This window comes from Pseudomonas sp. 210_17 TE3656 (assembly GCF_054821965.1).
This window is the reverse complement of sequence record NZ_JBTRBC010000001.1, coordinates 3,134,514-3,157,932: the sequence shown is the minus strand read 5'-3', so window position 1 is coordinate 3,157,932 and position 23,419 is coordinate 3,134,514. Positions and strand designations below refer to the sequence as shown.

Here is a 23,419-nt window from a genome sequence, read left to right as displayed (position 1 = left end):
GCTCCTATTTCAGGGGAATCGCCACGCTCAGGCTGGTGCCCTCGCCCGGTTCGCTCTCCAGGGTCATTTGTCCGCCCAGCATCAGTACCCGTTCCCGCATCCCGACCAGACCGAAAGATGTCGGGCGGTTTTCATCCAGCGCAAAGCCGATACCATCGTCGATAACCGTCAAACGCAGGGTGCGACCGTCCAGGCTCAAGCTGATCTGCACAGTATGCGCCTGGGCGTGACGCATGACATTGGTCAGCGCCTCCTGCAGGATGCGGAACAGGCCAATGGCCTTGGCATCGCTCAACGGCGGCAGGTTTTCCGGGACCTGGACCAGACAAGGAATCTGCGTGCGCGCCTCGAAACGCCGGGCCTGCCACTCGATCGCCGAGGCGATGCCAGCATCCAGAATCGGCGGTCGCAACGCGGTGGCGACATCTCGAACCAACTGGAACAGCTGGGCAATCAGGCGTTTCATGCTGGCCAGGCGCTCGTTGAGGCCGGGATCGAGGTCGGCGTAGGCCAGCTCGCACATCGATGTTTCCAGCTTGAGCACCGTCAGCATCTGCCCCAGCTCGTCATGCACTTCCCGGGCGATACGGGCTTTCTCTTCTTCACGGACACTTTCCAGGTGCGCCGACAGATCGCGCAATTGTTCCTGGGAGCGGGCCAGCTCCAGCTCGGCCCGCTTGCTCTGGGTAATGTCCCAGACCACGCCGTCCCAGACCACGCGGCCATCGCCCAGGCTACGGGTACTGGCCTTGATATCAGCCCAGCGCTGCTCACCCTCGCGGGTCAGGATGCGCCCTTGCCAGGACCAGTCGCGGTCGGTGGCCAGGGCCAGGTCCTGAACCTTGTGGTAATCGGCCCGGTCATCCGGGTGAACCAGGTTGCGCAGGCCCATGTCCGGGTGCTGCAAGGCCGCCGGGGTATAACCGACCAGAGCCTCGCTGCCTTCACTGATGTAGGGGAATTCCAGCTCGCCTTCAGCCGGGTTGCGCTCCAGCCGGAACACCAGACCCGGAACGTTGCCGGCAATCCCCTTGAGCCTGGCCTCGCTTTCGCGCAAGGCAGCCAGGGCCCGGCGCCGTTCGGTCACGTCGGTGAGAAACACCACCAGGTACTCGGCATCGCGAAAGCGCAAAAAGCTCAGCGACACATCCACCGGCAGCAGGCTGCCATCGGCGCGCAGGCACTGGGTTTCGAAATGCAGGGCAACATCGTTGCTGGCCCGCGCGCCTTTCCACAGTTCAAGCCAGCGGTCCATATGCAGGCCGGGCTCGAAATCGATCAGTGGCCGGTCGACCACCGCACCCTCGGCATAGCCGAGCATGTTTTCGGCGGCGCGGTTGGCATAACGCACATGGCTATCCCAGTTGACCCAGAGAATGCCCACCGTGCTCTGGTCGATGGAGAACTGACTCAAGCGCAAGGCCTCTTCCCGAGCCTGACGCTGGTTGATGGTCTCCCGCGCAGCCAGCAGGTGGTACTCCAACTGACGCAACTGGCGCCGCTGCCACACCACGATGGCAATGCAGCTGAACAACAGCGCAGCAAGCAGTAGTCCCAGGTTCTGCCAGAAACCCGGCGATTCGCTCAAGCGCGGGTACTTGGGTTCCAGCCAGCGCTGGTGCAACTGTTCCAGGTCCTTGGCCGGAATGGCCTGCAGACCACGTTCAAGAATCTCTGCCAGCTGCGGCCAGTCGCGTCGCGAGGCAACCCGCAACAATTGCGGCAAGCCAATATCGCCGACCACCGCCAGGTCGCTGAACTCGCTTTCGCGCGACAGCCGGCTCAACTGCGCTTCATCCACCACGGCGTAGCGGGCTTGCTCGCTGAGTACCAGCTGCAGCGCCTGACGCTCCTCGGGAACGCCTTGCAAATTGAGGTTCGAGTAGGTGGCGCGCAGGTAGTCGGCCACCGCGCTGGGCATGCGTACCGCGACCCGTTCATTGTCGCCGAGCTTTTCAAGATCCACCGCCACCGCCCCACTGCGCGGCCCAACGATCAACTGCGGCACACGCATGTACGGATCGCTGAACAGCCACAAGCGCAGACCGGCCGGTGTCTGGGTCAGGCCAGGCGCCAGATCGACCTCACCAGCCACCAGCGCCCGCTCCAGCGCGGCCTGATCCGGGAAGTTACGCCAGGTCAGGTCCAGCCCCAGCGAACGACCCAGCCAGTTCATCAGTTCGACATTGACCCCATACAGTTGCTGCAGGCGACGGTCGAACTGGGCAAATGGCGCCTGCAACACCAGCCCGACCCGCAGGCTGCGGTGCTGCTCGAGCCATTGCTGTTGCGCAGGGTCGAGAACTACAGCGGTCGACGTGCTTGCAGGGGCCGCCCAAGCGATCAAGGACCAGCACAAACAGCCGATAACCAACAGGCAGCGCAGTGACTTCATCTAAACGCTCATCAAAGAATGGATGGCCGCCGAGCATGGCCGTCCCGGACAAATACTATTAGGCTGCCGGTATTATTCTGGCCTGGACCACTCCATGTTCGCACTTTTTCGCACGACGCTTCCGGCGTTTTGCCTTGTATTGATACTACCTTGTAGCGCACAAGCGGCTGCAGATGAAACACCGCAAGCTGCTGAAAACACTCCACCGGCAAGCGTCCAGCGCCAACCGCTGGCTGAACGCAGCCAGGAAGATGCCCAGGCGCTGGAGCGGCAGGTCCCCCAGGCCGAGCAACAAATGCTGCAAGCCGGCAGCGACAACTTCCTCGCGCTGTGGAAACCGGCCAACACCAGCGAACCCGAGGGCGCACTGATCATCCTCGCCGGCGCTGGCGAAACCGCCGACTGGCCTAAGACCGTCGGCCCGTTGCGCCGCAAGTTTCCGGACGCCGGCTGGCATAGTTTGAGTCTGAGCCTGCCGGACCTGCTGGCCGACAGCCCGCAAGCACGTGTCGAAACTGCACCGACTCCAAGCCAGGCGGTGGCCCAAGGTGAGAGCGCACCGGCCAAGGACACGCCTGATGACGCCAATGCCAGCGTCGAAAAAGCTACGACCGCCGAGAGTGAGGCCAACGAAAGTGCAGCCCAACCCGAGGCCCCAGGCATCAATGACAAAGCCGATGCCGAGCGCATCTTTGCCCGTCTCGATGCCGCTGTGGCTTACGCCCAGCAGCACAACGCACGGAGCATCGTCCTGCTGGGCAATGGCAGTAGCGCCTACTGGGCTGCCCGCTATCTCAGTGAGCGGCAACCGGCACAGGTGCAGAAACTGGTAATGGTCACAGCGCAGACGCCCGCTCAAGCCGAACAGAGCCTGGACGCCCTGGCGCCTTCGCTGAAAGTCCCCACTGCGGACTTCTTCTACACCAACCAGCCCCAGGCGCGACGCGCTGCCGAGCAGCGTCTGCAGGCCAGCAAACGGCTCAAGGACAACAATTATCGTCAGGTAGGATTGACCGCCATGCCCGGCAACAGCGCGGCAGAACAGGAACAACTGTTCCGCCGCGTGCGTGGTTGGCTCAGCCCGGAAATGGCCGACTAGAAACCGCGGCGCTGGCGGATGATCGCGTAGGCCTGGTGCAGCTCGCGGGTACGCTCGGTGGCTTCACGTACCTGCGATGGGCTGGCGCCACTGCCGACCAGCTTGTCCGGGTGGTGGCGGCTGACCAGACGCCGATACGCCTGCTTGATCTGGCCCGGCTCAGCGTGCGCCTCGACGCCGAGCATGCGCAAAGCGTCCTGATAACCAAGATTGGCGCTGGATAAGCCCGCCCGCTGGGGCTCATATTCCAGCGCCAGTGCCTGGACTTTGGGCGCCGACCACCCCAGCTGCTGCCCCCAGTCGAGCAACAGCTCGCGTTCGCGTCGACCTGCCCGGCCATCGGCCCAGGCCATGCGCAAGCAAGCGCGCAACATGCCCTCGGCGGCATGAGGTTGCTGCCGCAAACGACGCAGGTAGACACCCAAGCGGTCCTTGCCACTCTTGCCGCGGTTGAACGCGGCAATCGCCCGGCGACGCGCAGGCTCGCTCATCTCCAGGCGCTGCATTTCCTGACGCGCCTGCTGAATATGCCCGTCGACCACCCGCCCGTCACTCTTGGCCAGACGCCCTAGCAGCACGAACAGCACCTCATCGTCACGCAATACCGGACGCCCACCCAGACGCTCACGGACATGCGCCCAACTGTGCAACTGCAAGCGGCGATCCATCGCCTGCCCCAGCAACGCCCCCAGCAATGCCCCAGGAATGCTGGCAATGGCGAAGCCGGCCCCGGCACCAATCACTGTGCTCGGCCACAACATGTCAACGGCGTCCTTTGATCAGTAGTTCGACTTCCGCCAGACGCTCCTGCGTACCAACATCCACCCAGTGACCACTGAAATGCTCGCCACTGACCTGACCTGCTGCCATTGCCTGGCGCAACAGGGGTGCCAACTTGAAGGCACCGGCCGTACAGTCTTTGAACAAGGCCGGATCGATGACGGCGATGCCGCTGTAGGTCAGGGTGTCTGCCCCGTCCTGGCCGTCACTGACCAAACTCTGCTGCAGGCAGAAATCGCCCTTGCCGTGATGGCCCGGGTTATCGACCAGCACCAGATGGGCAAGGCCTGCAGGCTTTTGCGGCAAACGGCTGAAGTCGTAATCGGTCCATACATCACCATTGACCAGCACAAAGGGCTCATTACCGAGCAAGGGCAGAGCCTTGAAGATCCCGCCCCCGGTCTCCAGCGGCTCGCCCTCCGGCGAGTAGCTGATGTTCAGGCCCCAACCGGCACCGTTACCCAGATGAGCTTCGATCTGTGCGCCGAGCCAGGCGTGGTTGATCACCACCTCCTTGAAACCTGCTGCCACCAGGGCGCGCAGGTGGTACTCGATCAGCGGCACACCCGCCACCGGCAACAGAGGCTTGGGCGTGTGCAGGGTCAACGGACGCATCCGCTCGCCCTTGCCCGCCGCGAGAATCATTGCCTTCATGGACGCGCTCCAGCCTCAGCCTGCAGACTTTCGATCAACTCATCCAGCTCGGCCAGTTCAGGACGGCGGGCAATCACTTCATCTATATAGGCAAAGAAGCGTGGTACGTCGCTCAGGTAGCGCGGCTTGCCATCACGGTGGCAGATCCGCGCGAAAATACCGATGACCTTGAGGTGCCGCTGCACGCCCATCAGGTCGCTGGCGCGGTAGAAGTCCTGGAAATCAGCCTGCACTGGAATGCCCTTGGCCTGCGCCCGGTCCCAGTAGCCCTTCAACCAGCCTTCGACCCGCGCTTGCGGCCAGCTCAGGAACGCATCTTTGAACAGGCAGGTGACGTCATAGGTGACCGGCCCGTAAACGGCATCCTGGAAATCCAGTACGCCAGGGTTCGGAACGCTCTGCATCAGGTTGCGTGGCATATAGTCGCGGTGCACCAGTACCTTGGGCTGGGCCAGAGCGCTGTCGATCAGCAGCGTGCTGATGCGCTGCCAGGCGGCCAGTTGCCGGTCAGTGAAGCCCAGACCCAGCTCGCGCCCCACGTACCACTCGGGAAACAGCTCCAGCTCGCGGCGCAACAGGGCCACGTCGTAGCTCGGCAACGGCGCGTCCATCGGCAATTGCTGGAACGCCAGCAGCGCATCGATAGCGTCATTGAACAAGCCATCGGCATTGTCGGCATTGATCACATCGAGATAAGTCTGGGTACCCAGATCGCTGAGCAGCAGGAACCCGCGCTCCAGATCCTGCGCATGAATTACCGGGACATTGACCTTGGCAGAAGCCAGCAAGTGAGCGATATCAACAAAAGGACGGCAGTTTTCCTGCGGTGGCGGTGCGTCCATGACAATAAAACTGTGGCCTTCGGCCTGCCAGCGGAAGTAGCGGCGAAAGCTCGCATCGCTGCTCGCAGCGGTCAGGCTGGCCGCTGGAACCGCACCCCAGCCCTGTTTATCGAACAGATCGGTCAGTTGTGCATCGAGCCAGACAGTGAGGTGTTGCAGGCGTACATCGTGATCAGGCATTACAAGGGTCTCCGACGGCCCTAGCCGTCAAGCGGGTCATGCTTTATTATCCAGCATCTTTTTCAGACCATCGAGAGGCGTGCGGCCCCACACGCGGGCAGATGGCACGCAGGAAGCCCGGACTAATAAGATGGCATTGAAATCCCCCGCGTTTCGTAAAAAATTCCCGTTGCTGGTCACCGGCGGTCTGCTGGCGCTGCAACCTCTGGCCACCTCGTATGTGGTCGCCGCAGAGCAATTCGACTGCCAAGTGTCCGCTGCCGGAGGCTGGGACTGCAAGCCCAAAGCCAACGCTGCCGCGCTGCCGCCTCGTCCGGTGCATCCGGGTGCAGCTGTCAGCTCGACGGGCGAAGCCACCGCTGAGACCGGCGAAGCCGTCGAAGAGGCCGGCAAGGGCCCGATGCTCGTTACCGAGAGCAAAGGCCGTGTGCTGAAATCCCGCAGCGCCGACTACAGCCACCTGGACTGGGTTCCGCGTGATCAGCTGACCCCTGCCCAGCTCGCCGAAACCGGGCCGTACTGTGCCGGCGCCTATATCGAGCCGACCCGTCCGGGCATGGATGACACCACGCCAAAGGATGAAGCCCCGACCTTCATCGGCGCCAAGGTTTCCCGTTACCAGCAAGAGCAGCAGATCGCCACCCTCGCCGGTGATGTGGTCATGCGCCAGGGCAGCATGCAGGTTGAAGCCGACGAGGCCAACCTGTACCAGGCCGAGAATCGTGGCGAACTCGCCGGCAACGTCAAGATCCGTGACAACGGTTCGCTGGTGGTTGGCGACCATGCCGACATTCAGCTCGACACCGGTGAAGCCAAGGTCGACAACGCCGAATACGTGATGCACAAGTCGCGTATCCGCGGTAGCGCGCTGTACGCCAAGCGCGCCGAGAACGCCATCATCCGCCTCAAGGATGGTACCTACACCACCTGTGAGCCGAACAGTAACGCCTGGCAGCTCAAGGGCAACAACATCACCCTGAACCCGGCCACCGGTTTCGGTACCGCGACCAACGTCACCCTGCGGGTCAAGGATATTCCGGTGTTCTACACACCCTATATCTACTTCCCGATCGACGATCGCCGCCAGTCCGGTTTCCTGCCGCCATCGTTCAGTACCAGCAGTGACACCGGCTTCATGCTGGTCACGCCGTACTACTTCAACCTGGCGCCAAACTACGACGCCACCTTGTATCCACGCTACATGGCCAAGCGCGGCATGTTGATGGAAGGCGAGTTCCGCTACCTGACCAAATCCAGTGAAGGTCAGTTCGGTGGTGCTTACCTGAATGACAAGGATGATGATCGCAAGGAACAGACCGACTACCAGGATCAACGCTGGATGGTCAACTGGCAGCACAAGGGCGGCCTTGACGAGCGTCTGCTGACTGAAGTCGACTACACCGACATCAGCGATCCGTTCTACTTCCAGGATCTGGAATCGGATCAGATTGGTGTAGAAAGCACTGACTTCCTCAATCAGCAAGGTGCGTTGACCTGGCGCGGCGACACCTACACTGCACGTTTGAATGTGCAGTCCTATGAGCTGGCGACCATTTCGCAGATCACCCCTTACGACAAGCTGCCGCAAATCACCATCAACGGGATGCTGCCTTACCATCCGGGTGGTTTTGACCTCAGTTATGAAACTGAAGCAGTTCGATTCGATCGTGATCTGAAAAGCGGAACCGTGTTCGACGAAGACGGCAACATTGATACAAGTGTGCGCGCCGATGGTGGTCGTATCGACCAGAACGTTTTTGGCCTCGCGCGTGCCAACGGTACCCGCCTGTATGCTGCGCCAAAAATCAGTCTGCCTCTGACAGCGACCTACGGCTACCTGACACCATCGCTCAAGTATACCTCTACGCATTACGATCTTGATCTGGACAGCCAGGGCAAACTGCAGGCTGCTACAGCACCGGAAGAGTTCGGCAAATTCGGCAGTTCGCAAAACCGTAACGTACCAATCTTCAGCGTCGACAGCGGCTTGTACTTTGATCGCAACACCCAGTGGTTCGGCAAGAACTATCGCCAGACACTGGAGCCGCGCCTGTACTACCTGTACGTCCCGAATGAAGACCAACAGGACATTCCGGTCTTCGACACCAGCGAATCGACGTTCAACTACGCCTCGCTGTTCCGCGACAACCGCTTCACCGGCAACGACCGTATCGGTGACGAAAACAAGCTGTCGCTGGGCGTGACCAACCGCTGGATCGAAGAGAACGGCTTCGAACGCCAACGCTTGAGCGTTGGCCAGGCGCTGTACTTCAAGGACCGCAAGGTTCAATTGCCTGGTATCAAGTTCGAAGACCGCAAGGACGCACAGTCGGATGTTTCTCCCTATGCGCTGGAGTATGCCTACCGCTTCAACCGCGACTGGCGCTTCAACTCCGACTTCAACTGGGACCCGGACAGCCGCAGCACCCGCTCGGGCAGCGCGATGTTCCACTACCAGCCTGAAGACGACGTCAACAAGGTGGTCAACCTCGGTTACCGCTACCGTAACGACATGGTCACCTACAACAGCACCACCGGTCGCTGGCAAGTGGGCGGCGGCGACTACGGCGTTCCAGGCGACCCGAACTACGTCAAGGACTACTACAAGATCCAGCAACATGACTTCTCGGTCATGTGGCCGATCGTTCCGCAGTGGACCGCGATCGCCCGCTGGCAGCACGACTACAACCGCAACCGTACCCTGGAAGCATTCGGCGGTTTCGAGTACGACAACTGCTGCTGGAAGCTGCGTCTGATCAACCGTTACTGGATTGACTACGACGATTTCAGCCAGGCAACTCCGCAAAACGAAAAAGGTGACCACGGCGTCTTCCTGCAGGTTGTGCTGAAAGGCCTCGGCGGCGTAGTGGGCAATAAGGTCGAGTCTTTCCTCGACAAAGGCATTCAAGGTTATCGTGAACGTGAAGACCAAGCTTACTGATTGTCTGCGCCCGCTGCTGCTGGGCGCTGTATTGCTGAGCAGCACGGCGCATGCCGCCGTGCAAAACCTGGACAGCGTTGTGGCCATCGTCGACAACGACGTGGTGATGAAGAGCCAACTGGACAGCCGCGTGCGTGAAGTCCAGCAGACCATCGCCAAGCGTGGCGGCTCCGTGCCACCCGCTAGCGTGCTCGATCAACAGGTGCTTGAACGCCTGATCGTCGAAAACCTGCAACTGCAGATCGGCGACCGCTCCGGCATCCGCATCACCGACGAAGAGCTGAACCAGGCCATCGGCACCATCGCCCAGCGCAATGGCATGAACCTGGAGCAGTTCCGCGCGGCCCTGGCCCGCGACGGTCTGTCCTATGAAGATGCTCGCGAGCAGGTACGTCGCGAGATGATCATCAGCCGCGTGCGTCAGCGTCGTGTCGCCGAACGCATTCAGGTGTCGGAGCAGGAAGTGAAGAACTTCCTCGCCTCGGACATGGGCAAGATGCAGCTGTCGGAAGAATTCCGCCTGGCCAACATCCTGATCCCGACCCCGGAACGCGCTGATTCGGCCGCCATCCAGGCCGCAGCCAAGCAAGCGGAGCAGGTTTACCTGCAGCTCAAGCAAGGTGCCGACTTCGCTCAACTGGCGATCGCCCGTTCGGCAAGCGAAAGCGCGCTGGAAGGTGGTGAGATGGGCTGGCGTAAAGCGGCTCAGCTGCCACCACCTTTCGACCGTATGCTCAGCGCCATGTCGGTGGGCGATGTCACCGAGCCTGTCCGTACACCAGGCGGCTTCATCATCCTCAAGCTGCAGGAAAAGCGTGGCGGCCAGACCATGGTGCGTGACGAAGTGCACGTTCGCCATATCCTGATCAAGCCTAGCGAGATCCGTAGCGAAGCGGCTACCAAAGCACTGGCAGAGAAACTCTACGAGCGCATCCAGAGCGGCGAAGATTTCGCCCAGCTGGCGAAGAGCTACTCCGAAGACCCCGGTTCGGCTCTCAACGGCGGCGACCTTAACTGGATCGACCCGAATGCCCTGGTGCCCGAGTTCCGTGAAGAAATGGCCAACGCCCAGCAGGGTCAGGTCACCAAACCGTTCAAAACCCAGTACGGCTGGCACGTCCTCGAAGTCATCGGCCGTCGCGCCACTGACAGCACCGAGCAAGCCCGTGAGCAACAAGCGATGAACGTACTGCGTAACCGCAAGTACGACGAAGAGCTGCAAACCTGGCTGCGTCAGATCCGTGACGAAGCCTACGTTGAAATCAAGCTTCCTGGCGCCGATCAGGCCTCCCAGTGAAACTTCAGCGCTTCGCCCTCACACCCGGCGAGCCGGCCGGCATAGGTCCCGACCTGTGCCTGCTGCTCGCCGCGCAAGCCCAGCCTCATCCCCTGATTGCCATCACCAGCTGTGACCTGCTCACCGAGCGGGCCACGCAGCTGGGTGTGGCTGTCAATCTGCTTCCGGTCAGCCTCGACGCGCTTCCCGACCAGCCTGCTCCAGCCGGCAGCCTGTATGTCTGGGACACGCTGCTGCAGAACCCGGTGGTGGCTGGCCAGCTGGACAAAGCCAATGCTGCTTTCGTCCTGGAAACCCTGACCCGCGCAGGCCAAGGCTGCCTTGACGGGCATTTTGCCGGGATGATCACCGCGCCTGTGCACAAGGGTGTGATCAACGAGAGCGGTATCGCCTTTTCCGGCCACACCGAATTTCTCGCCGATCTCACCGGCACCGCGCAAGTGGTGATGATGTTGGCCACTCGCGGCTTGCGTGTGGCCCTGGTGACCACTCACCTGCCCCTGCGCGATGTAGCCGACGCCATCACCCCGGAACGCCTGGAACGCGTCACGCGGATCCTGCACGCCGACCTGCAACAGAAGTTCGGCATTGCCAATCCGCGCATCCTGGTCTGCGGCCTGAACCCGCACGCCGGTGAAGGTGGCCACCTTGGCCATGAAGAAATCGACACCATCGAACCCACATTGGCGCGCCTGCGCAGCGAAGGCATGGACCTGCGCGGCCCGTTGCCTGCCGATACCCTGTTTACCCCCAAATATCTGGAGCACTGCGACGCAGTGCTGGCGATGTACCACGACCAGGGCTTGCCCGTACTCAAGTACAAGGGCTTTGGCGCCGCCGTCAACGTGACTCTGGGCCTGCCGATCATCCGCACGTCGGTCGATCACGGCACCGCCCTGGATCTGGCCGGCAGCGGCAAGATTGACACCGGCAGCCTGCAAGTCGCCCTGGAAACCGCCTACCAGATGGCCGAGACCCGACTATGAGTGAGCAATACCAACACCGGGCGCGCAAGCGCTTCGGCCAGAACTTCCTGCACGATGCCGGGGTCATTGACCGCATCCTGCGCTCGATCCACGCCAAGGCGGGCGATCGCATGCTGGAAATCGGCCCGGGCCAGGGCGCCCTGACCGAAGGCCTGCTGGGCAGCGGCGCACAGCTTGACGTGGTCGAGCTGGACAAGGACCTGGTGCCGATCCTCAACCAGCAATTCGCTGGCCGCGACAACTTCCGCCTGCACCAGGGCGACGCCCTGAAGTTCGACTTCACCAGCCTGGGCGCCGCGCCAAACAGCCTGCGCGTGGTCGGCAACCTGCCGTACAACATCTCCACGCCACTGATCTTCCACCTGCTGGCCAATGCCGAGCTGATCCGCGACATGCACTTCATGCTGCAGAAGGAAGTGGTCGAGCGCCTGGCTGCAGGTCCCGGTGGTGGCGACTGGGGCCGCCTGTCGATCATGGTTCAGTACCACTGCCGGGTCGAACATCTGTTCAACGTCGGCCCCGGGGCATTCAATCCGCCACCGAAGGTCGACTCGGCCATCGTACGCCTGGTTCCGCACGAAACCCTGCCGTTCCCGGCCAAGGATCATCGCCTGCTTGAGCGCATCGTCCGCGAAGCCTTCAACCAACGCCGCAAGACCCTGCGCAATACCCTCAAGGCCCTGCTCAGCAGCGAAGCCATCGAAGCCGCTGGCGTCGACGGCAGCCTGCGCCCGGAGCAGCTGGACCTGGCCGCCTTCGTCCGCCTGGCGGACAAGCTGGCCGAGCAACAAGGCAGCCACTAAGCTGCTGCAACGGTCAGTCATGCCCGCATGACTGGCCGGCAACCCCGCCAATAGCCTAGACTGAACGCAATTGCCGTATCCGCGTCTGTTTCCAAGGCCCCTTGCATGTCTGATCCCCGCTACCAGATCGACGTCAGCGTCGTGACCCGCTTTCTCAAAGAACAATCCGACCCCGAAAACGAGCGTTTCGCCTTCGCCTACACCATTACCGTGCAGAACAATGGGTCGCTGCCAGCCAAACTGATGTCGCGTCACTGGCTGATCACCAATGGCGATGGTCAGGTCGAAGAGGTAAAGGGCGCCGGCGTGATCGGTCAGCAACCGCTGATCGAACCCGGCAAGAGCCATACCTACAGCAGTGGCGCAGTGATCAGCACCCAGGTCGGCACCATGCAGGGCAGCTACCAGATGTTCGCCGAAGACGGTAAGCGCTTCGAGGCCATTATCGCCCCGTTCCGCCTGGCCGTTCCCGGAGCCCTGCACTAATGGCGGTGTACGCAGTAGGTGACTTGCAAGGGTGCCTGCAACCGCTCAAGTGCCTGCTTGAGCGGGTCAACTTCAACCCCGCCGTCGACCGTCTTTGGCTGGTGGGTGACCTGGTCAACCGTGGCCCGGAGTCGTTGGAAACCCTGCGCTTCCTGTACTCCATCCGCGACTCACTGGTGTGTGTGCTGGGCAACCACGACCTTCACCTGCTGGCGGCCTGGCACAACATCGAGCGCCTGAAAAAGAGTGACACCCTGCTCGAGATTCTCCAGGCGCCGGACGCTGACGAACTGCTTGACTGGTTGCGACGGCAAAAGCTGCTGCACTACGACGAGCAGCGTGGCGTAGCCCTGGTCCATGCTGGCATTCCACCGCAGTGGACCCTGGGCAAGGCGCTGGAGCTGGCGAGCGAGGTCGAGGAAGTGCTGCGCGACGACAACCGCCTCAAGCCCTACCTGGACGGCATGTACGGCAATGAGCCGAACAAGTGGAGCAAGGATCTCAGTGGCGTGACCCGCCTGCGGGTGATCACCAACTACTTCACCCGCATGCGCTTTTGCACCAGTGAAGGCAAGCTCGACCTCAAGGGCAAAGAAGGTGTCGAGACTGCCCCGCCCGGCTACAAGCCCTGGTTCGCCCACAAAGGGCGGCGCTCGCGTCATGTGAAAATCATCTTTGGCCACTGGGCGGCACTTGAAGGCCGCTGCAAGGAGCCAGGAGTGATTGCCCTGGACACCGGCTGCGTCTGGGGCGGTGCAATGACCCTGTACAACGTCGATAACGGCCAGTTGCATCGCTGCGATTGCACCGACGAAGGCACACCGCGCCCTCTACCCGCGCCAGCACAACCCGCTAGAATAAGCGACCAGTCCTGAAGGAAACCGTACCCATGAGCGAATTCAAACGCATCCCTCCCGAGCAGGCTCAGGCGCTGCGCGAGCAAGGTGCGGTCGTGGTCGATATTCGCGACCCGCAAACCTATGCCCTCGGCCACATCACCGGTTCCAGGCATCTGGACAACCATTCGGTGGCAGATTTCATCCGCGGCGCCGACCTCGACGCCCCCACGGTGGTGGTCTGCTATCACGGCAACTCCAGCCAGAGCGCTGCTGCCTATCTGGTCAGCCAGGGCTTTTCCGACGTCTACAGCCTCGACGGTGGCTTTGAGCTGTGGCGTGGCACATACCCGGCAGAAACCGCTCAAGGCACTGCCGAATAATTTTTTTCACCTGCCGTAGCCCGCGTCCTGTGCGGGCTCGCGCCTGACCAGACGAACGGTCATGGCGAACTTCATGCGCAACCACCCTTGACCTCCCGGATTACGAACTATCCTTAAGCCCAGGCCATCCAAAAAGGGGAGAGCCGGTACACCGGCGTGCGGGTCATCGGTAGCGAGTTCTAGGTGTTCTGGGGGGTATACAGCAATCGGCACTCGTCGATTGCATGCCAGCATCAGCTGACTGATCCGGCGTCGGCTCCACGTATCGAGCGAGGTGACGTCATGAGTATTTTTAGCCACTTCCAACAACGTTTCGAGTCCACCCGTCAGGAAGAGTTTTCGCTGCAAGAGTACCTTGAGCTCTGCAAAAGCGATCGCAGTGCTTACGCGTCGGCGGCTGAACGCCTGTTGATGGCCATTGGCGAGCCGGAACTGGTCGACACCTCGAACAACTCAAGGCTGTCGCGAATCTTCTCCAACAAGGTGATCCGCCGTTATCCGTCCTTTGAGGACTTCCATGGCATGGAGGAGTGCATCGATCAGATCGTCTCCTACTTCCGCCATGCCGCTCAGGGCCTGGAAGAGAAGAAACAGATCCTCTACCTGCTCGGCCCCGTGGGTGGCGGCAAGTCCTCCCTGGCCGAAAAGCTGAAGCAACTGATGGAGAAGGTGCCCTTCTATGCCATCAAGGGCTCGCCGGTCTTCGAATCGCCTCTGGGGCTGTTCAACGCCACGGAAGACGGCGCGATCCTCGAAGAAGACTTCGGTATTCCGCGGCGTTACCTGAATACCATCATGTCGCCCTGGGCGACCAAGCGACTGGCCGAGTTCGGGGGCGACATCAGCCAGTTCAAGGTGGTCAAACTGTACCCGTCGATCCTCAACCAGATCGCCATCGCCAAAACCGAACCGGGTGACGAGAACAACCAGGATATTTCCGCCCTGGTCGGTAAGGTCGATATCCGCAAACTCGAGGAATACCCACAGAACGACGCCGACGCCTACAGCTATTCGGGCGCACTGTGCCGGGCCAACCAGGGCCTGATGGAATTCGTCGAAATGTTCAAGGCGCCCATCAAGGTTCTGCACCCGCTGCTGACTGCCACCCAGGAAGGTAACTACAACAGCACCGAAGGCCTGGGGTCTATCCCCTACTCCGGGATTCTGCTGGCCCACTCCAACGAATCGGAATGGCACAGCTTCCGCAACAACAAGAACAACGAAGCGTTCATCGACCGGATCTACATCGTCAAGGTGCCTTACTGCCTGCGGGTCAGCGACGAGATCAAGATCTACGACAAACTGCTGTTCAACAGCTCGCTGGCCAAGGCCCATTGCGCACCTGATACCCTGAAGATGCTCGCCCAGTTCACCGTGCTGTCGCGACTCAAAGAGCCGGAAAACTCGAACATCTATTCGAAGATGCGTGTCTACGACGGCGAAAATCTCAAAGACACCGACCCCAAAGCCAAATCGATCCAGGAATACCGCGACGCTGCCGGGGTGGACGAAGGCATGAACGGTCTGTCGACCCGCTTTGCCTTCAAGATCCTGTCGAAGGTGTTCAACTTCGATCCTCACGAGATCGCCGCCAACCCGGTGCATCTGCTCTACGTGCTGGAACAGCAGATCGAGCAGGAACAATTCCCGGCCGAAGTGCGCGAGCGCTACCTGCGCTACCTGAAAGAGTACCTGGCACCGCGCTACATCGAGTTCATCGGCAAGGAAATCCAGACTGCTTACCTGGAGTCCTACAGCGAGTACGGTCAGAACATCTTCGACCGCTACGTGCTGTACGCCGACTTCTGGATCCAGGACCAGGAGTACCGCGACCCGGAAACCGGCGAAATCCTCAACCGCATCGCCCTCAACGAAGAGCTGGAAAAAATCGAGAAACCGGCGGGCATCAGCAATCCGAAGGATTTCCGCAACGAGATCGTCAACTTCGTGTTGCGCGCCCGGGCCAACAACAACGGCAAGAACCCGACCTGGCTCAGCTACGAAAAACTGCGGGTAGTGATCGAGAAGAAAATGTTCTCCAACACCGAAGACCTGCTGCCGGTCATCAGCTTCAACGCCAAGGCGAGCAAAGAGGATCAACAGAAACACAACGACTTCGTCACTCGAATGGTGGAACGCGGCTACACAGACAAGCAAGTTCGGCTGCTCTCGGAATGGTACCTGCGGGTCAGAAAATCGCAGTGACCGAGCTGTAAGTGGCAAGCCGCAAGCTCTGCGCCAGGCTCTTGTCAGCCGCCTGGCCCGGCTTGCGGCTTGAAGCTTGAGTCTTCAGCTCCCCGGAGGGGCCTATGAGCTATGTGATCGACCGACGCCTGAACGGCAAGAACAAGAGCACGGTCAACCGCCAGCGTTTCCTGCGGCGTTACCGTGACCACATCAAGAAAGCCGTCGAGGAGGCCGTAAGTCGCCGCTCCATTACCGACATGGAGCATGGTGAGCAGATCAGCATTCCCGGTCGTGATATCGACGAGCCGGTGCTTCACCACGGCCGCGGCGGCAAGCAGACCGTGGTCCACCCAGGCAACAAGGAATTCACCGCCGGCGAACACATCGCCCGGCCACAGGGTGGCGGTGGCGGCGGTGGGCGAGGCAAGGCCGGCAATTCCGGCGAGGGCATGGACGAATTCGTCTTCCAGATTACCCAGGAGGAATTTCTCGAATTCATGTTCGAGGACCTGGAGCTGCCCAACCTGGTCAAACGCCATCTGGCCGGCACTGACACCTTCAAGACCGTGCGAGCCGGTATCAGCAACGAAGGCAACCCGTCGCGCATCAACATCATCCGCACGCTGCGTTCGGCTCACGCCAGACGCATCGCCTTGTCTGGCAGCAGCCGCGCCAAGCTGCGTGTAGCGCAAGAGGAACTGGCGCGACTTAAACGGGAAGAACCAGACAATTTCGGCGATATTCAGGAAATAGAAGCCGAAATTGAGCGTTTGAGCGCACGTATAAACCGCGTACCTTTCCTCGACACTTTCGACCTCAAGTACAACTTGCTGATCAAGCAACCCAACCCCAGCTCGAAAGCGGTGATGTTCTGCCTGATGGACGTTTCCGGGTCCATGACCCAGGCCACCAAGGACATCGCCAAGCGCTTTTTCATCCTTCTGTACCTGTTTCTCAAGCGCAACTACGACAAGATCGAAGTGGTGTTCATCCGCCACCACACCAGTGCCCGCGAAGTCGACGAAGAGGAGTTCTTCTACTCCCGGGAAACCGGCGGCACCATCGTCTCCAGCGCCCTGAAACTGATGCAGGAAATCATGGCCGAACGCTACCCGGCCAACGAATGGAACATCTACGCCGCCCAAGCCTCTGACGGCGACAACTGGAACGATGATTCACCGATCTGCCGCGAAATCCTCACCAAGCAGATCATGCCGTTCGTCCAGTACTACACTTACGTTGAGATCACCCCTCGCGAACATCAGGCATTGTGGTTCGAATATGAACGCATCGGCGAAGCCTTTGCCGATACGTTCGCCCAGCAGCAGCTGGTGTCGGCCGGCGATATCTATCCGGTCTTCCGTGAACTCTTCCAGCGCAGGTTAGTGACATGACCGCTAGAGAGCAGAAGCGCCAACCCATTTCCACCGGGTCCGAATGGACATTCGAACTGATCCAGGCCTATGACCGGGAAATCAGCCGCCTGGCCGAGCGCTATGCCCTGGACACTTACCCCAACCAGATCGAAGTGATCACCGCCGAGCAGATGATGGATGCCTACGCGTCCGTCGGCATGCCTCTGGGCTATCACCATTGGTCCTACGGCAAACACTTCCTCAGCACCGAGAAATCCTACAGCCGGGGCCAGATGGGCCTGGCCTACGAGATCGTGATCAACTCCGACCCGTGCATTGCCTACCTGATGGAAGAAAACACCATCTGCATGCAGGCCCTGGTGGTTGCTCACGCCTGTTACGGGCACAACAGTTTCTTCAAGGGCAATTACCTGTTCCGTACCTGGACCGATGCCAGCTCGATCATTGACTACCTGGTGTTCGCCAAGCAGTACATCACCCAGTGCGAGGAACGCCACGGCATCGATGCGGTGGAAGACCTGCTCGACTCCTGCCACGCCCTGATGAACTACGGTGTCGACCGCTACAAGCGCCCCTACCCGATTTCCGCCGAGGAGGAACGGCGGCGGCAGAAGGAACGCGAAGAACACCTGCAAAAGCAGATCAACGACCTGTGGCGGACCATCCCCAAAGGCGCCGACAAGAACAGCGACCGTGACAACGCGCGCTTTCCGGCCGAGCCCCAGGAGAACATTCTCTACTTCATCGAGAAACACGCACCGCTGCTCGAGCCCTGGCAACGCGAGATCGTGCGCATCGTGCGCAAGATCGCCCAGTACTTCTACCCGCAACGCCAGACCCAGGTAATGAACGAGGGTTGGGCGACCTTCTGGCACTACACCCTGATGAACGACCTGTACGACGAAGGCCTGGTTACCGAGGGCTTCATGATGGAGTTCCTGCAGTCGCACACCAGCGTGGTGTTCCAGCCAGGCTTCGACAGCCCCTACTACAGCGGCATCAACCCCTACGCCCTGGGTTTTGCCATGTACCGGGACATCCGGCGCATGTGTGAACACCCCACCGAAGAGGACCGCCGCTGGTTCCCGGAAATCGCCGGCAGCGACTGGCTGTCGACCATCAAGTTCGCCATGAGCAGCTTCAAGGACGAGAGCTTCATCCTGCAGTACCTGTCACCCACGGTGATCCGCGACCTCAAGCTGTTCAGCATCCTCGATGACGACCAGCGCGATGACCTGCTGGTACCGGCCATCCATGACGAAAGCGGCTACCGGATCATCCGTGAAACCCTGGCCGCTCAATACAACCTGGGCAACCGCGAACCCAACGTGCAGATCTGGAGCATCGACCGTCGTGGCGACCGCTCCCTGACCCTGCGCCACCAGCAACACGATCGCAAGCCGCTAGGCGACTCGACCGAGGAGGTGCTCAAGCACCTGCACCGCCTCTGGGGCTTCGATATCCACCTGGAAACCCTGCAGGGTGACCAGATCATGAAAACCCACCACGTGCCGCCCAAGGGCGAGCATGGCGAGGCCGAGTACGGGCGCCTGGACCTGGCGGTCGTGCACCTCTAGCCAGCCCTCCGTTGCTGCCAGACAGGGTATCCTGTGGCATCAACGGAGGATTTTCATGCAGATCTACAAAGTCGGCGGTGCCGTACGCGACCGCCTGCTCGGCCGGCCGGTCAGTGATATCGACTGGGTTGTGGTCGGCGCTAGCGCAGAGCAAATGCAGGCGCTCGGCTATCGGCCCGTGGGTGCCGACTTTCCGGTGTTCATCCACCCCAAAAGCGGCGAGGAATACGCCCTGGCGCGCACCGAGCGCAAGAGTGGCCGCGGTTACGGTGGCTTCACCTTTCACGCCAGCCCCGAGGTAACCCTCGAGGAAGACCTGATCCGACGCGACCTGACCATCAATGCCATGGCCGAAGATGAGCAGGGTAACGTCAGCGATCCTTATGGCGGCAGAAAAGATCTCGAAGCCCGCATTTTACGCCATGTTTCCCCGGCATTCGCCGAAGATCCATTGCGGGTCCTGCGCGTCGCCCGCTTTGCCGCGCGCTACGCCGCAATGGGCTTCAAGGTTGCACCGCAAACCATTGAGCTGATGCGCCAGCTTAGCGAATCCGGTGAACTCCAGGCACTCACCGCCGAGCGCAGCTGGAAAGAAATTGCCCGGGCACTGATGGAGGATCAGCCTCAGGTGTTCATTCAGGTGCTGCGCGATTGTGGCGCTCTCAAGGAGCTGATGCCTGAACTCGAAGCCCTGTTCGGCGTACCGCAACCTGCGGCCCACCACCCGGAAATCGACAGTGGCATCCACACCCTCTCGGTCCTCGAACAAGCCGCACAGCATCAGCAACCCCTGAGTGTGCGCTGGGCTTGCCTGCTCCACGATCTGGGCAAAGGGCTTACCCCGGAGGAGGAATGGCCGCGGCACATCGCTCACGAGCAACGCGGGCTCAAGCTGATCAAGGCCGTCAACCAGCGCTTCAAGGTGCCACGCGAGTGCCAGGAGTTGGCGGCACTGGTCGGTGAGTACCACACGCACTGCCACCGCGCTCTGGAGCTCAGGGCCTCGACCTTGCTTGAACTGCTGCAAAGCTTCGATGTTTATCGTCGGCCGCAGCGTTTTGAGGAGTTCATCGCAGCGTGCGAAATGGACGCCCGGGGACGCAAGGGGCTGGAGCAGCGGCAGTACCCGCAAGCCGATTACCTGCGCGGTGCGGCGGCGGCAGCGCGGGCAGTACAGGTGCAGCCACTGGTGCAGCAAGGGCTGACCGGGCAAGCGCTGGGAGAGGCGCTCAAGGGCGAGCGCTTGAAAGCCTTGAAGGCCTACAAGAACAACTTCGGCGCCTGAAAGCATCGCGGGGCAAGCCCGCTCCCACAGAACCGGTGGGAGCGGGCTTGCCCCGCGACAGGGACCAGAAAAAGCTCAGAGACAGGTCAACTGCTGCCCGTGCCACTCAAAGGGTACAGGCGCTAGCACCTGGTCGATTTGCGCCTCTTCCCACAACCGGCCCATGGTTTTGCCTGCTCCCGGATGCAGCAACTCAGGGGCAATCAACGAAAGCGGCCACAATACAAAGGCATTCTTGAGAATCTCGGCGCGGGGCAGCACCAGGCCGTCAAAACTGCCATGCAGATCGTTGTACATCAGCACATCGATATCCAGCGGCAGGCCTTTGCGCTCTGGCGCATAGCGGCCATTGTCAGCCTCGATGAACTTGAGTCGACGATCCAGTTCCATCAGCGGCATATCGGTCAACCCGGTCACCACCAGATTGAAGAACGGGCCGCTTTTGATGCCCACCGCCTGGCTCTCGAACACTGCCGAACACTGCATGTCTTGCAGAAAAACAGCCAGCGCATCCAGCCCCGCCGTCAAATGCCGTTCACGCTCGACATTGCTGCCAAGGCCAAGGTAAACCCGGTTCAGAGACATCCGCGCTCGATCTCCACGCCCACTCCGGTGGCGGCCGACACGGCGCCGGGCTTGGTCAGTTTGAGCTGCAGCCAGGGAATCTGGAACTCGCTCATCAGCACTGCAGCCAGGCGCTCGGCGAAGGTTTCGACCAACTGGAACTCGGATTGTTCGGCAAACGCCTGGATACGCGCAGTCACACTGGCGTAGTCCAGGGCCAGGGTCAGGTCGTCGCCCGCCGCTGCCGGCCGGTTGTCCCAGGCAAAACGCAGGTCCAGGCGCAGGCACTGGCGAATGCCACGCTCCCAGTCATAGGCACCGATGACGGTATCGACTTCCAGGCCTTCGATGAACACTCTGTCCAAGCACTTCTCTCCACTGCACGACAAGGGCGACTGGCGCCGTTAGAATCAAGGCGTCCTCGCCCGGAATAGTTAGCATGTTTTGGTTACTGGCGCTGCTCGCCTACCTGCTTGGCTCGCTGTCCTTTGCCATACTCCTCAGCCGCCTCAATGGCAGCCCGGACCCGCGCATGAGCGGTTCTGGCAACGCCGGGGCAACCAACATGCTGCGTCTGGCCGGCCGCAAGCTGGCGGTCCTGACCCTGCTTGGCGACCTGTGCAAGGGCTTGTTGCCCGTGCTGGTCGCCAATCTTGCCGGCCTTGACCTGCAACAACAGGCCTGGATCGGCGTGTGTGCGGTCATCGGCCACCTGTTTCCGGTGTACTTCTGCTTTCGCGGCGGCAAAGGTGTCGCCACCGCCGCCGGCCTGTTACTGGGGCTCTACCCGCCAGCAGCACTGCTGGCCATCTGCGCCTGGCTGCTGACCTTCTACCTGACCCGCACCAGCTCCCTCGCGGCACTGATCGCCACACCTCTGACCCTGCCACTGCTGGCCTGGCGCGAGCCGGAAGCGCTATTGCCAATCAGCGTGCTGACCGTGCTGATCGTCTGGCGTCACCGCGGCAATCTACGCGACCTTTTTGCCGGCCGCGAACGGCATTTCTGAATCGGACGCATGAACGCCGCTCATCACAGCGGCGCCAGCTGTTCCATCGGCCAACGTGCCTGCACACTGATTGCCAGGCTTTCCTGCTGCCCTGCAGCCAAGCGCTGGCAACCGGCATAGGCGATCATGGCGCCATTATCGGTGCAGAACTGTGGGCGGGCGTAGTACACATTGCCCTTGATGCCCGCGAGCATGTCTTCCAGCGAGGTCCGCAGGGCCTTGTTGGCACTGACACCACCGGCGATCACCAGGCGCTTGAGGCCGGTCTGCTTCAGGGCACGCTTGCACTTGATGGTCAGAGTCTCCACCACTGCCTGCTGGAAGGCCAGCGACACGTCGCAACGGGTTTGCTCGCCGTCGTCTCCAGCACTCTGGCACTGCTGCCAGGTGTTCAGGGCAAAGGTCTTGAGGCCGCTGAAGCTGAAATCCAGGCCAGGTCGATCGGTCATCGGCCGCGGGAAAACGAAACGCCCTGGAACGCCCTGAGTCGCAAGACGGGCGATTTCCGGGCCACCTGGATAATTCAGTCCCATCAGCTTGGCGGTCTTGTCGAACGCTTCGCCCGCTGCGTCATCAAGGGTTTCACCCAGCAATTGGTAACGGCCAATGCCGTCCACGCGCACCAGCTGGGTATGTCCACCGGACACCAGCAAGGCGACAAACGGGAACTCAGGCGGCTGCTCTTCGAGCATCGGCGCGAGCAGATGACCTTCCATGTGATGCACGCCCAACGCCGGAATACCCCAGGCAAACGCCAGGGCCTGGGCGCAGGACGCCCCCACCAGCAGCGCACCGACCAGCCCGGGGCCGGCGGTATAGGCAATGGCATCAATTTCGGTAGCGACACAGTCGGCCTCGTCCAGCACCTGGCGGATCAACGGCAGCATGCGCTTGACGTGATCGCGTGAGGCGAGCTCCGGCACCACGCCGCCATAGGCACGGTGCAGGTCGATCTGACTGAACAATGCATCGGCCAAAAGACCGCGTTCACTGTCGTATAATGCGACGCCGGTTTCGTCGCAGGATGTTTCCAATCCCAGTACTAGCATGGGTCTGCGCCTTGTGGAGGCTGAATTCGAAGGCGCGCATGATAGTCCCCACTCCCGGTGCCGACCAGCGGTTTTCGATCAGAGGCTTTGCATTCCGGCTGGCTAAGGGTTAACATCCGCAACCCTTAAAAACCGACGTTCTCCAGTGCACAGTTTTGCCACGAGTTCGTTGACCCCCGGTAATGAATGAAGGTAGCTCTGGATGCCAGCCGTCAAAGTTAAAGAGAATGAACCCTTCGACGTAGCTCTGCGTCGTTTCAAGCGCTCCTGCGAAAAAGCCGGTGTTCTGGCTGAAGTTCGTAGCCGCGAATTTTACGAGAAGCCGACTTCTGAGCGTAAGCGCAAAGCAGCAGCCGCTGTTAAACGTCACGCCAAGAAAGTTCAGCGCGAACAGCGCCGCGCCGTTCGTCTGTACTAATACAGACGTCCGTCGCAAGCTTCTGCCTCGCCCGGCCCAAAGCCGGGCTGCCGGCAGTAGTTGTTTGATCCTCAGGCCTTCGTGCCCGAGGCGTCCCATTGCCCTGCAGTGTGGACAACCTGCCTGAAACGTCAGAACTGGCCTCAACGCCAGCTGTGCACGTCATTACTGACGAGCCCTCACCGGCTACAGACGAGCACGTCTTTCCGAATTTTGTGTTACGCCATTCGACATCGCTCGAACGCGCAGCCGTTCCCGCAGCATTAGCGATT

Annotated in this window: 21 protein-coding genes; 14 read left to right on the top strand and 7 right to left on the bottom strand. The window is 61.0% G+C overall.

The annotated features are described in order from the left end of the window. Nucleotides 1–4: 4 nt before the first annotated feature. Entirely contained in the window at nucleotides 5–2,395 is a 2,391-nt protein-coding gene (locus ACVI9W_RS14735; protein WP_461530387.1) for a PAS domain-containing sensor histidine kinase, read from the bottom strand. Nucleotides 2,396–2,489: 94 nt separating this feature from the next. Here ACVI9W_RS14735 and ACVI9W_RS14730 point away from each other — a divergent pair, with 94 nt between their 5' ends. Next, entirely contained in the window at nucleotides 2,490–3,494 is a 1,005-nt protein-coding gene (locus ACVI9W_RS14730; RefSeq protein WP_461530386.1) for an alpha/beta hydrolase family protein, read from the top strand. Here ACVI9W_RS14730 and ACVI9W_RS14725 read toward each other — a convergent pair. The 3 genes from ACVI9W_RS14725 to ACVI9W_RS14715 are packed head-to-tail and all read right to left on the bottom strand — an operon-like array spanning nucleotide 3,491 to nucleotide 5,950. Beyond that, nucleotides 3,491–4,255 (bottom strand): DnaJ domain-containing protein, encoded by a 765-nt coding sequence (locus ACVI9W_RS14725; protein ID WP_461530385.1) that lies wholly within the window; start codon nucleotides 4,253–4,255, stop codon nucleotides 3,491–3,493. The genes ACVI9W_RS14730 and ACVI9W_RS14725 overlap by 4 nt on opposite strands. 1 nt (nucleotide 4,256) lies before the next feature. Next, complete coding sequence (gene murU / locus ACVI9W_RS14720; protein ID WP_461530384.1) at nucleotides 4,257–4,928, bottom strand: N-acetylmuramate alpha-1-phosphate uridylyltransferase MurU; 672 nt, start codon at nucleotides 4,926–4,928, stop codon at nucleotides 4,257–4,259. Further along, a complete protein-coding gene (locus ACVI9W_RS14715) occupies nucleotides 4,925–5,950 on the bottom strand; it encodes an aminoglycoside phosphotransferase family protein (RefSeq protein WP_461530383.1) in 1,026 nt (341 codons plus the stop codon). Before ACVI9W_RS14715 ends, murU begins: the two co-directional genes overlap by 4 nt. A 130-nt stretch (nucleotides 5,951–6,080) precedes the next feature. On the opposite strand from ACVI9W_RS14715, the gene ACVI9W_RS14710 reads away from it, so the two are divergent. The 11 genes from ACVI9W_RS14710 (at nucleotide 6,081) to ACVI9W_RS14660 (ending at nucleotide 20,107) form a co-directional block, all read left to right on the top strand. Further along, the gene (locus ACVI9W_RS14710; protein ID WP_461530382.1) at nucleotides 6,081–8,891 is read left to right on the top strand and encodes an LPS-assembly protein LptD; all 2,811 of its coding nucleotides are present in this window, start codon (nucleotides 6,081–6,083) and stop codon (nucleotides 8,889–8,891) included. Then, a complete protein-coding gene (gene surA, locus ACVI9W_RS14705) occupies nucleotides 8,872–10,188 on the top strand; it encodes a peptidylprolyl isomerase SurA (RefSeq protein WP_461530381.1) in 1,317 nt (438 codons plus the stop codon). Before ACVI9W_RS14710 ends, surA begins: the two co-directional genes overlap by 20 nt. After that, the gene (gene pdxA, locus ACVI9W_RS14700; protein ID WP_461530380.1) at nucleotides 10,185–11,174 is read left to right on the top strand and encodes a 4-hydroxythreonine-4-phosphate dehydrogenase PdxA; all 990 of its coding nucleotides are present in this window, start codon (nucleotides 10,185–10,187) and stop codon (nucleotides 11,172–11,174) included. The genes surA and pdxA overlap by 4 nt, the downstream gene beginning before the upstream one ends. Beyond that, on the top strand, nucleotides 11,171–11,977 hold the full coding sequence (gene rsmA / locus ACVI9W_RS14695; protein ID WP_157190937.1) for a 16S rRNA (adenine(1518)-N(6)/adenine(1519)-N(6))-dimethyltransferase RsmA: 807 nt from the start codon (nucleotides 11,171–11,173) through the stop codon (nucleotides 11,975–11,977). The genes pdxA and rsmA overlap by 4 nt, the downstream gene beginning before the upstream one ends. Before the next feature lie 105 nt (nucleotides 11,978–12,082). Continuing rightward, nucleotides 12,083–12,463, top strand: coding sequence for a Co2+/Mg2+ efflux protein ApaG (gene apaG, locus ACVI9W_RS14690; RefSeq protein ID WP_191831353.1), 381 nt, complete (start codon nucleotides 12,083–12,085; stop codon nucleotides 12,461–12,463). Further along, nucleotides 12,463–13,338 (top strand): symmetrical bis(5'-nucleosyl)-tetraphosphatase, encoded by an 876-nt coding sequence (locus ACVI9W_RS14685; protein WP_461530379.1) that lies wholly within the window; start codon nucleotides 12,463–12,465, stop codon nucleotides 13,336–13,338. The genes apaG and ACVI9W_RS14685 overlap by 1 nt, the downstream gene beginning before the upstream one ends. Before the next feature lie 14 nt (nucleotides 13,339–13,352). Next, nucleotides 13,353–13,682 carry a thiosulfate sulfurtransferase GlpE gene (gene glpE / locus ACVI9W_RS14680; RefSeq protein WP_157190935.1) on the top strand — a complete coding sequence of 110 codons (330 nt, stop codon included), beginning with the start codon at nucleotides 13,353–13,355 and terminating at the stop codon, nucleotides 13,680–13,682. Nucleotides 13,683–13,964: 282 nt separating this feature from the next. Further along, on the top strand, nucleotides 13,965–15,887 hold the full coding sequence (locus ACVI9W_RS14675) for a PrkA family serine protein kinase (RefSeq protein WP_038606031.1): 1,923 nt from the start codon (nucleotides 13,965–13,967) through the stop codon (nucleotides 15,885–15,887). A gap of 104 nt (nucleotides 15,888–15,991) precedes the next feature. Further along, entirely contained in the window at nucleotides 15,992–17,263 is a 1,272-nt protein-coding gene (locus ACVI9W_RS14670; protein WP_038606029.1) for a YeaH/YhbH family protein, read from the top strand. Continuing rightward, the gene (locus ACVI9W_RS14665) at nucleotides 17,260–18,822 is read left to right on the top strand and encodes a SpoVR family protein (protein ID WP_038606026.1); all 1,563 of its coding nucleotides are present in this window, start codon (nucleotides 17,260–17,262) and stop codon (nucleotides 18,820–18,822) included. The genes ACVI9W_RS14670 and ACVI9W_RS14665 overlap by 4 nt, the downstream gene beginning before the upstream one ends. Before the next feature lie 55 nt (nucleotides 18,823–18,877). Next, entirely contained in the window at nucleotides 18,878–20,107 is a 1,230-nt protein-coding gene (locus ACVI9W_RS14660; RefSeq protein ID WP_461530378.1) for a multifunctional CCA addition/repair protein, read from the top strand. A gap of 75 nt (nucleotides 20,108–20,182) precedes the next feature. Here ACVI9W_RS14660 and folK read toward each other — a convergent pair whose 3' ends face one another. Together folK and folB are read right to left on the bottom strand one after the other, a co-directional pair. Continuing rightward, nucleotides 20,183–20,692 carry a 2-amino-4-hydroxy-6-hydroxymethyldihydropteridine diphosphokinase gene (gene folK, locus ACVI9W_RS14655; RefSeq protein ID WP_461530377.1) on the bottom strand — a complete coding sequence of 170 codons (510 nt, stop codon included), beginning with the start codon at nucleotides 20,690–20,692 and terminating at the stop codon, nucleotides 20,183–20,185. Next, on the bottom strand, nucleotides 20,683–21,036 hold the full coding sequence (gene folB / locus ACVI9W_RS14650) for a dihydroneopterin aldolase (protein WP_038606019.1): 354 nt from the start codon (nucleotides 21,034–21,036) through the stop codon (nucleotides 20,683–20,685). Before folB ends, folK begins: the two co-directional genes overlap by 10 nt. Before the next feature lie 74 nt (nucleotides 21,037–21,110). Here folB and plsY point away from each other — a divergent pair, with 74 nt between their 5' ends. Further along, nucleotides 21,111–21,680 carry a glycerol-3-phosphate 1-O-acyltransferase PlsY gene (gene plsY, locus ACVI9W_RS14645; RefSeq protein WP_038606016.1) on the top strand — a complete coding sequence of 190 codons (570 nt, stop codon included), beginning with the start codon at nucleotides 21,111–21,113 and terminating at the stop codon, nucleotides 21,678–21,680. Nucleotides 21,681–21,703: 23 nt separating this feature from the next. Here the strand turns inward: plsY and tsaD are convergent, their stop codons facing one another. Further along, a complete protein-coding gene (gene tsaD, locus ACVI9W_RS14640) occupies nucleotides 21,704–22,729 on the bottom strand; it encodes a tRNA (adenosine(37)-N6)-threonylcarbamoyltransferase complex transferase subunit TsaD (protein ID WP_157190929.1) in 1,026 nt (341 codons plus the stop codon). Between the two features lie 202 nt (nucleotides 22,730–22,931). On the opposite strand from tsaD, the gene rpsU reads away from it, so the two are divergent. After that, a complete protein-coding gene (rpsU, locus tag ACVI9W_RS14635) occupies nucleotides 22,932–23,147 on the top strand; it encodes a 30S ribosomal protein S21 (RefSeq protein WP_002551877.1) in 216 nt (71 codons plus the stop codon). Nucleotides 23,148–23,419 lie beyond the last annotated feature (272 nt).

Excerpts from the sequence above, each read along its gene's own strand:
- apaG (WP_191831353.1), top strand. The coding sequence starts at position 12,083 with ATGTCTGATCCCCGCTACCAGATCGACGTCAGCGTCGTGACCCGCTTT.
- plsY (WP_038606016.1), top strand. The coding sequence starts at position 21,111 with ATGTTTTGGTTACTGGCGCTGCTCGCCTACCTGCTTGGCTCGCTGTCC.
- ACVI9W_RS14735 (WP_461530387.1), bottom strand. The coding sequence starts at position 2,395 with ATGAAGTCACTGCGCTGCCTGTTGGTTATCGGCTGTTTGTGCTGGTCC.
- folK (WP_461530377.1), bottom strand. The coding sequence starts at position 20,692 with ATGTCTCTGAACCGGGTTTACCTTGGCCTTGGCAGCAATGTCGAGCGT.
- ACVI9W_RS14660 (WP_461530378.1), top strand. The coding sequence starts at position 18,878 with ATGCAGATCTACAAAGTCGGCGGTGCCGTACGCGACCGCCTGCTCGGC.
- tsaD (WP_157190929.1), bottom strand. The coding sequence starts at position 22,729 with ATGCTAGTACTGGGATTGGAAACATCCTGCGACGAAACCGGCGTCGCA.
- murU (WP_461530384.1), bottom strand. The coding sequence starts at position 4,928 with ATGAAGGCAATGATTCTCGCGGCGGGCAAGGGCGAGCGGATGCGTCCG.
- rpsU (WP_002551877.1), top strand. The coding sequence starts at position 22,932 with ATGCCAGCCGTCAAAGTTAAAGAGAATGAACCCTTCGACGTAGCTCTG.
- ACVI9W_RS14670 (WP_038606029.1), top strand. The coding sequence starts at position 15,992 with ATGAGCTATGTGATCGACCGACGCCTGAACGGCAAGAACAAGAGCACG.
- glpE (WP_157190935.1), top strand. The coding sequence starts at position 13,353 with ATGAGCGAATTCAAACGCATCCCTCCCGAGCAGGCTCAGGCGCTGCGC.
- rsmA (WP_157190937.1), top strand. The coding sequence starts at position 11,171 with ATGAGTGAGCAATACCAACACCGGGCGCGCAAGCGCTTCGGCCAGAAC.
- ACVI9W_RS14685 (WP_461530379.1), top strand. The coding sequence starts at position 12,463 with ATGGCGGTGTACGCAGTAGGTGACTTGCAAGGGTGCCTGCAACCGCTC.
- ACVI9W_RS14715 (WP_461530383.1), bottom strand. The coding sequence starts at position 5,950 with ATGCCTGATCACGATGTACGCCTGCAACACCTCACTGTCTGGCTCGAT.
- ACVI9W_RS14675 (WP_038606031.1), top strand. The coding sequence starts at position 13,965 with ATGAGTATTTTTAGCCACTTCCAACAACGTTTCGAGTCCACCCGTCAG.
- ACVI9W_RS14725 (WP_461530385.1), bottom strand. The coding sequence starts at position 4,255 with ATGTTGTGGCCGAGCACAGTGATTGGTGCCGGGGCCGGCTTCGCCATT.
- ACVI9W_RS14730 (WP_461530386.1), top strand. The coding sequence starts at position 2,490 with ATGTTCGCACTTTTTCGCACGACGCTTCCGGCGTTTTGCCTTGTATTG.
- ACVI9W_RS14710 (WP_461530382.1), top strand. The coding sequence starts at position 6,081 with ATGGCATTGAAATCCCCCGCGTTTCGTAAAAAATTCCCGTTGCTGGTC.
- ACVI9W_RS14665 (WP_038606026.1), top strand. The coding sequence starts at position 17,260 with ATGACCGCTAGAGAGCAGAAGCGCCAACCCATTTCCACCGGGTCCGAA.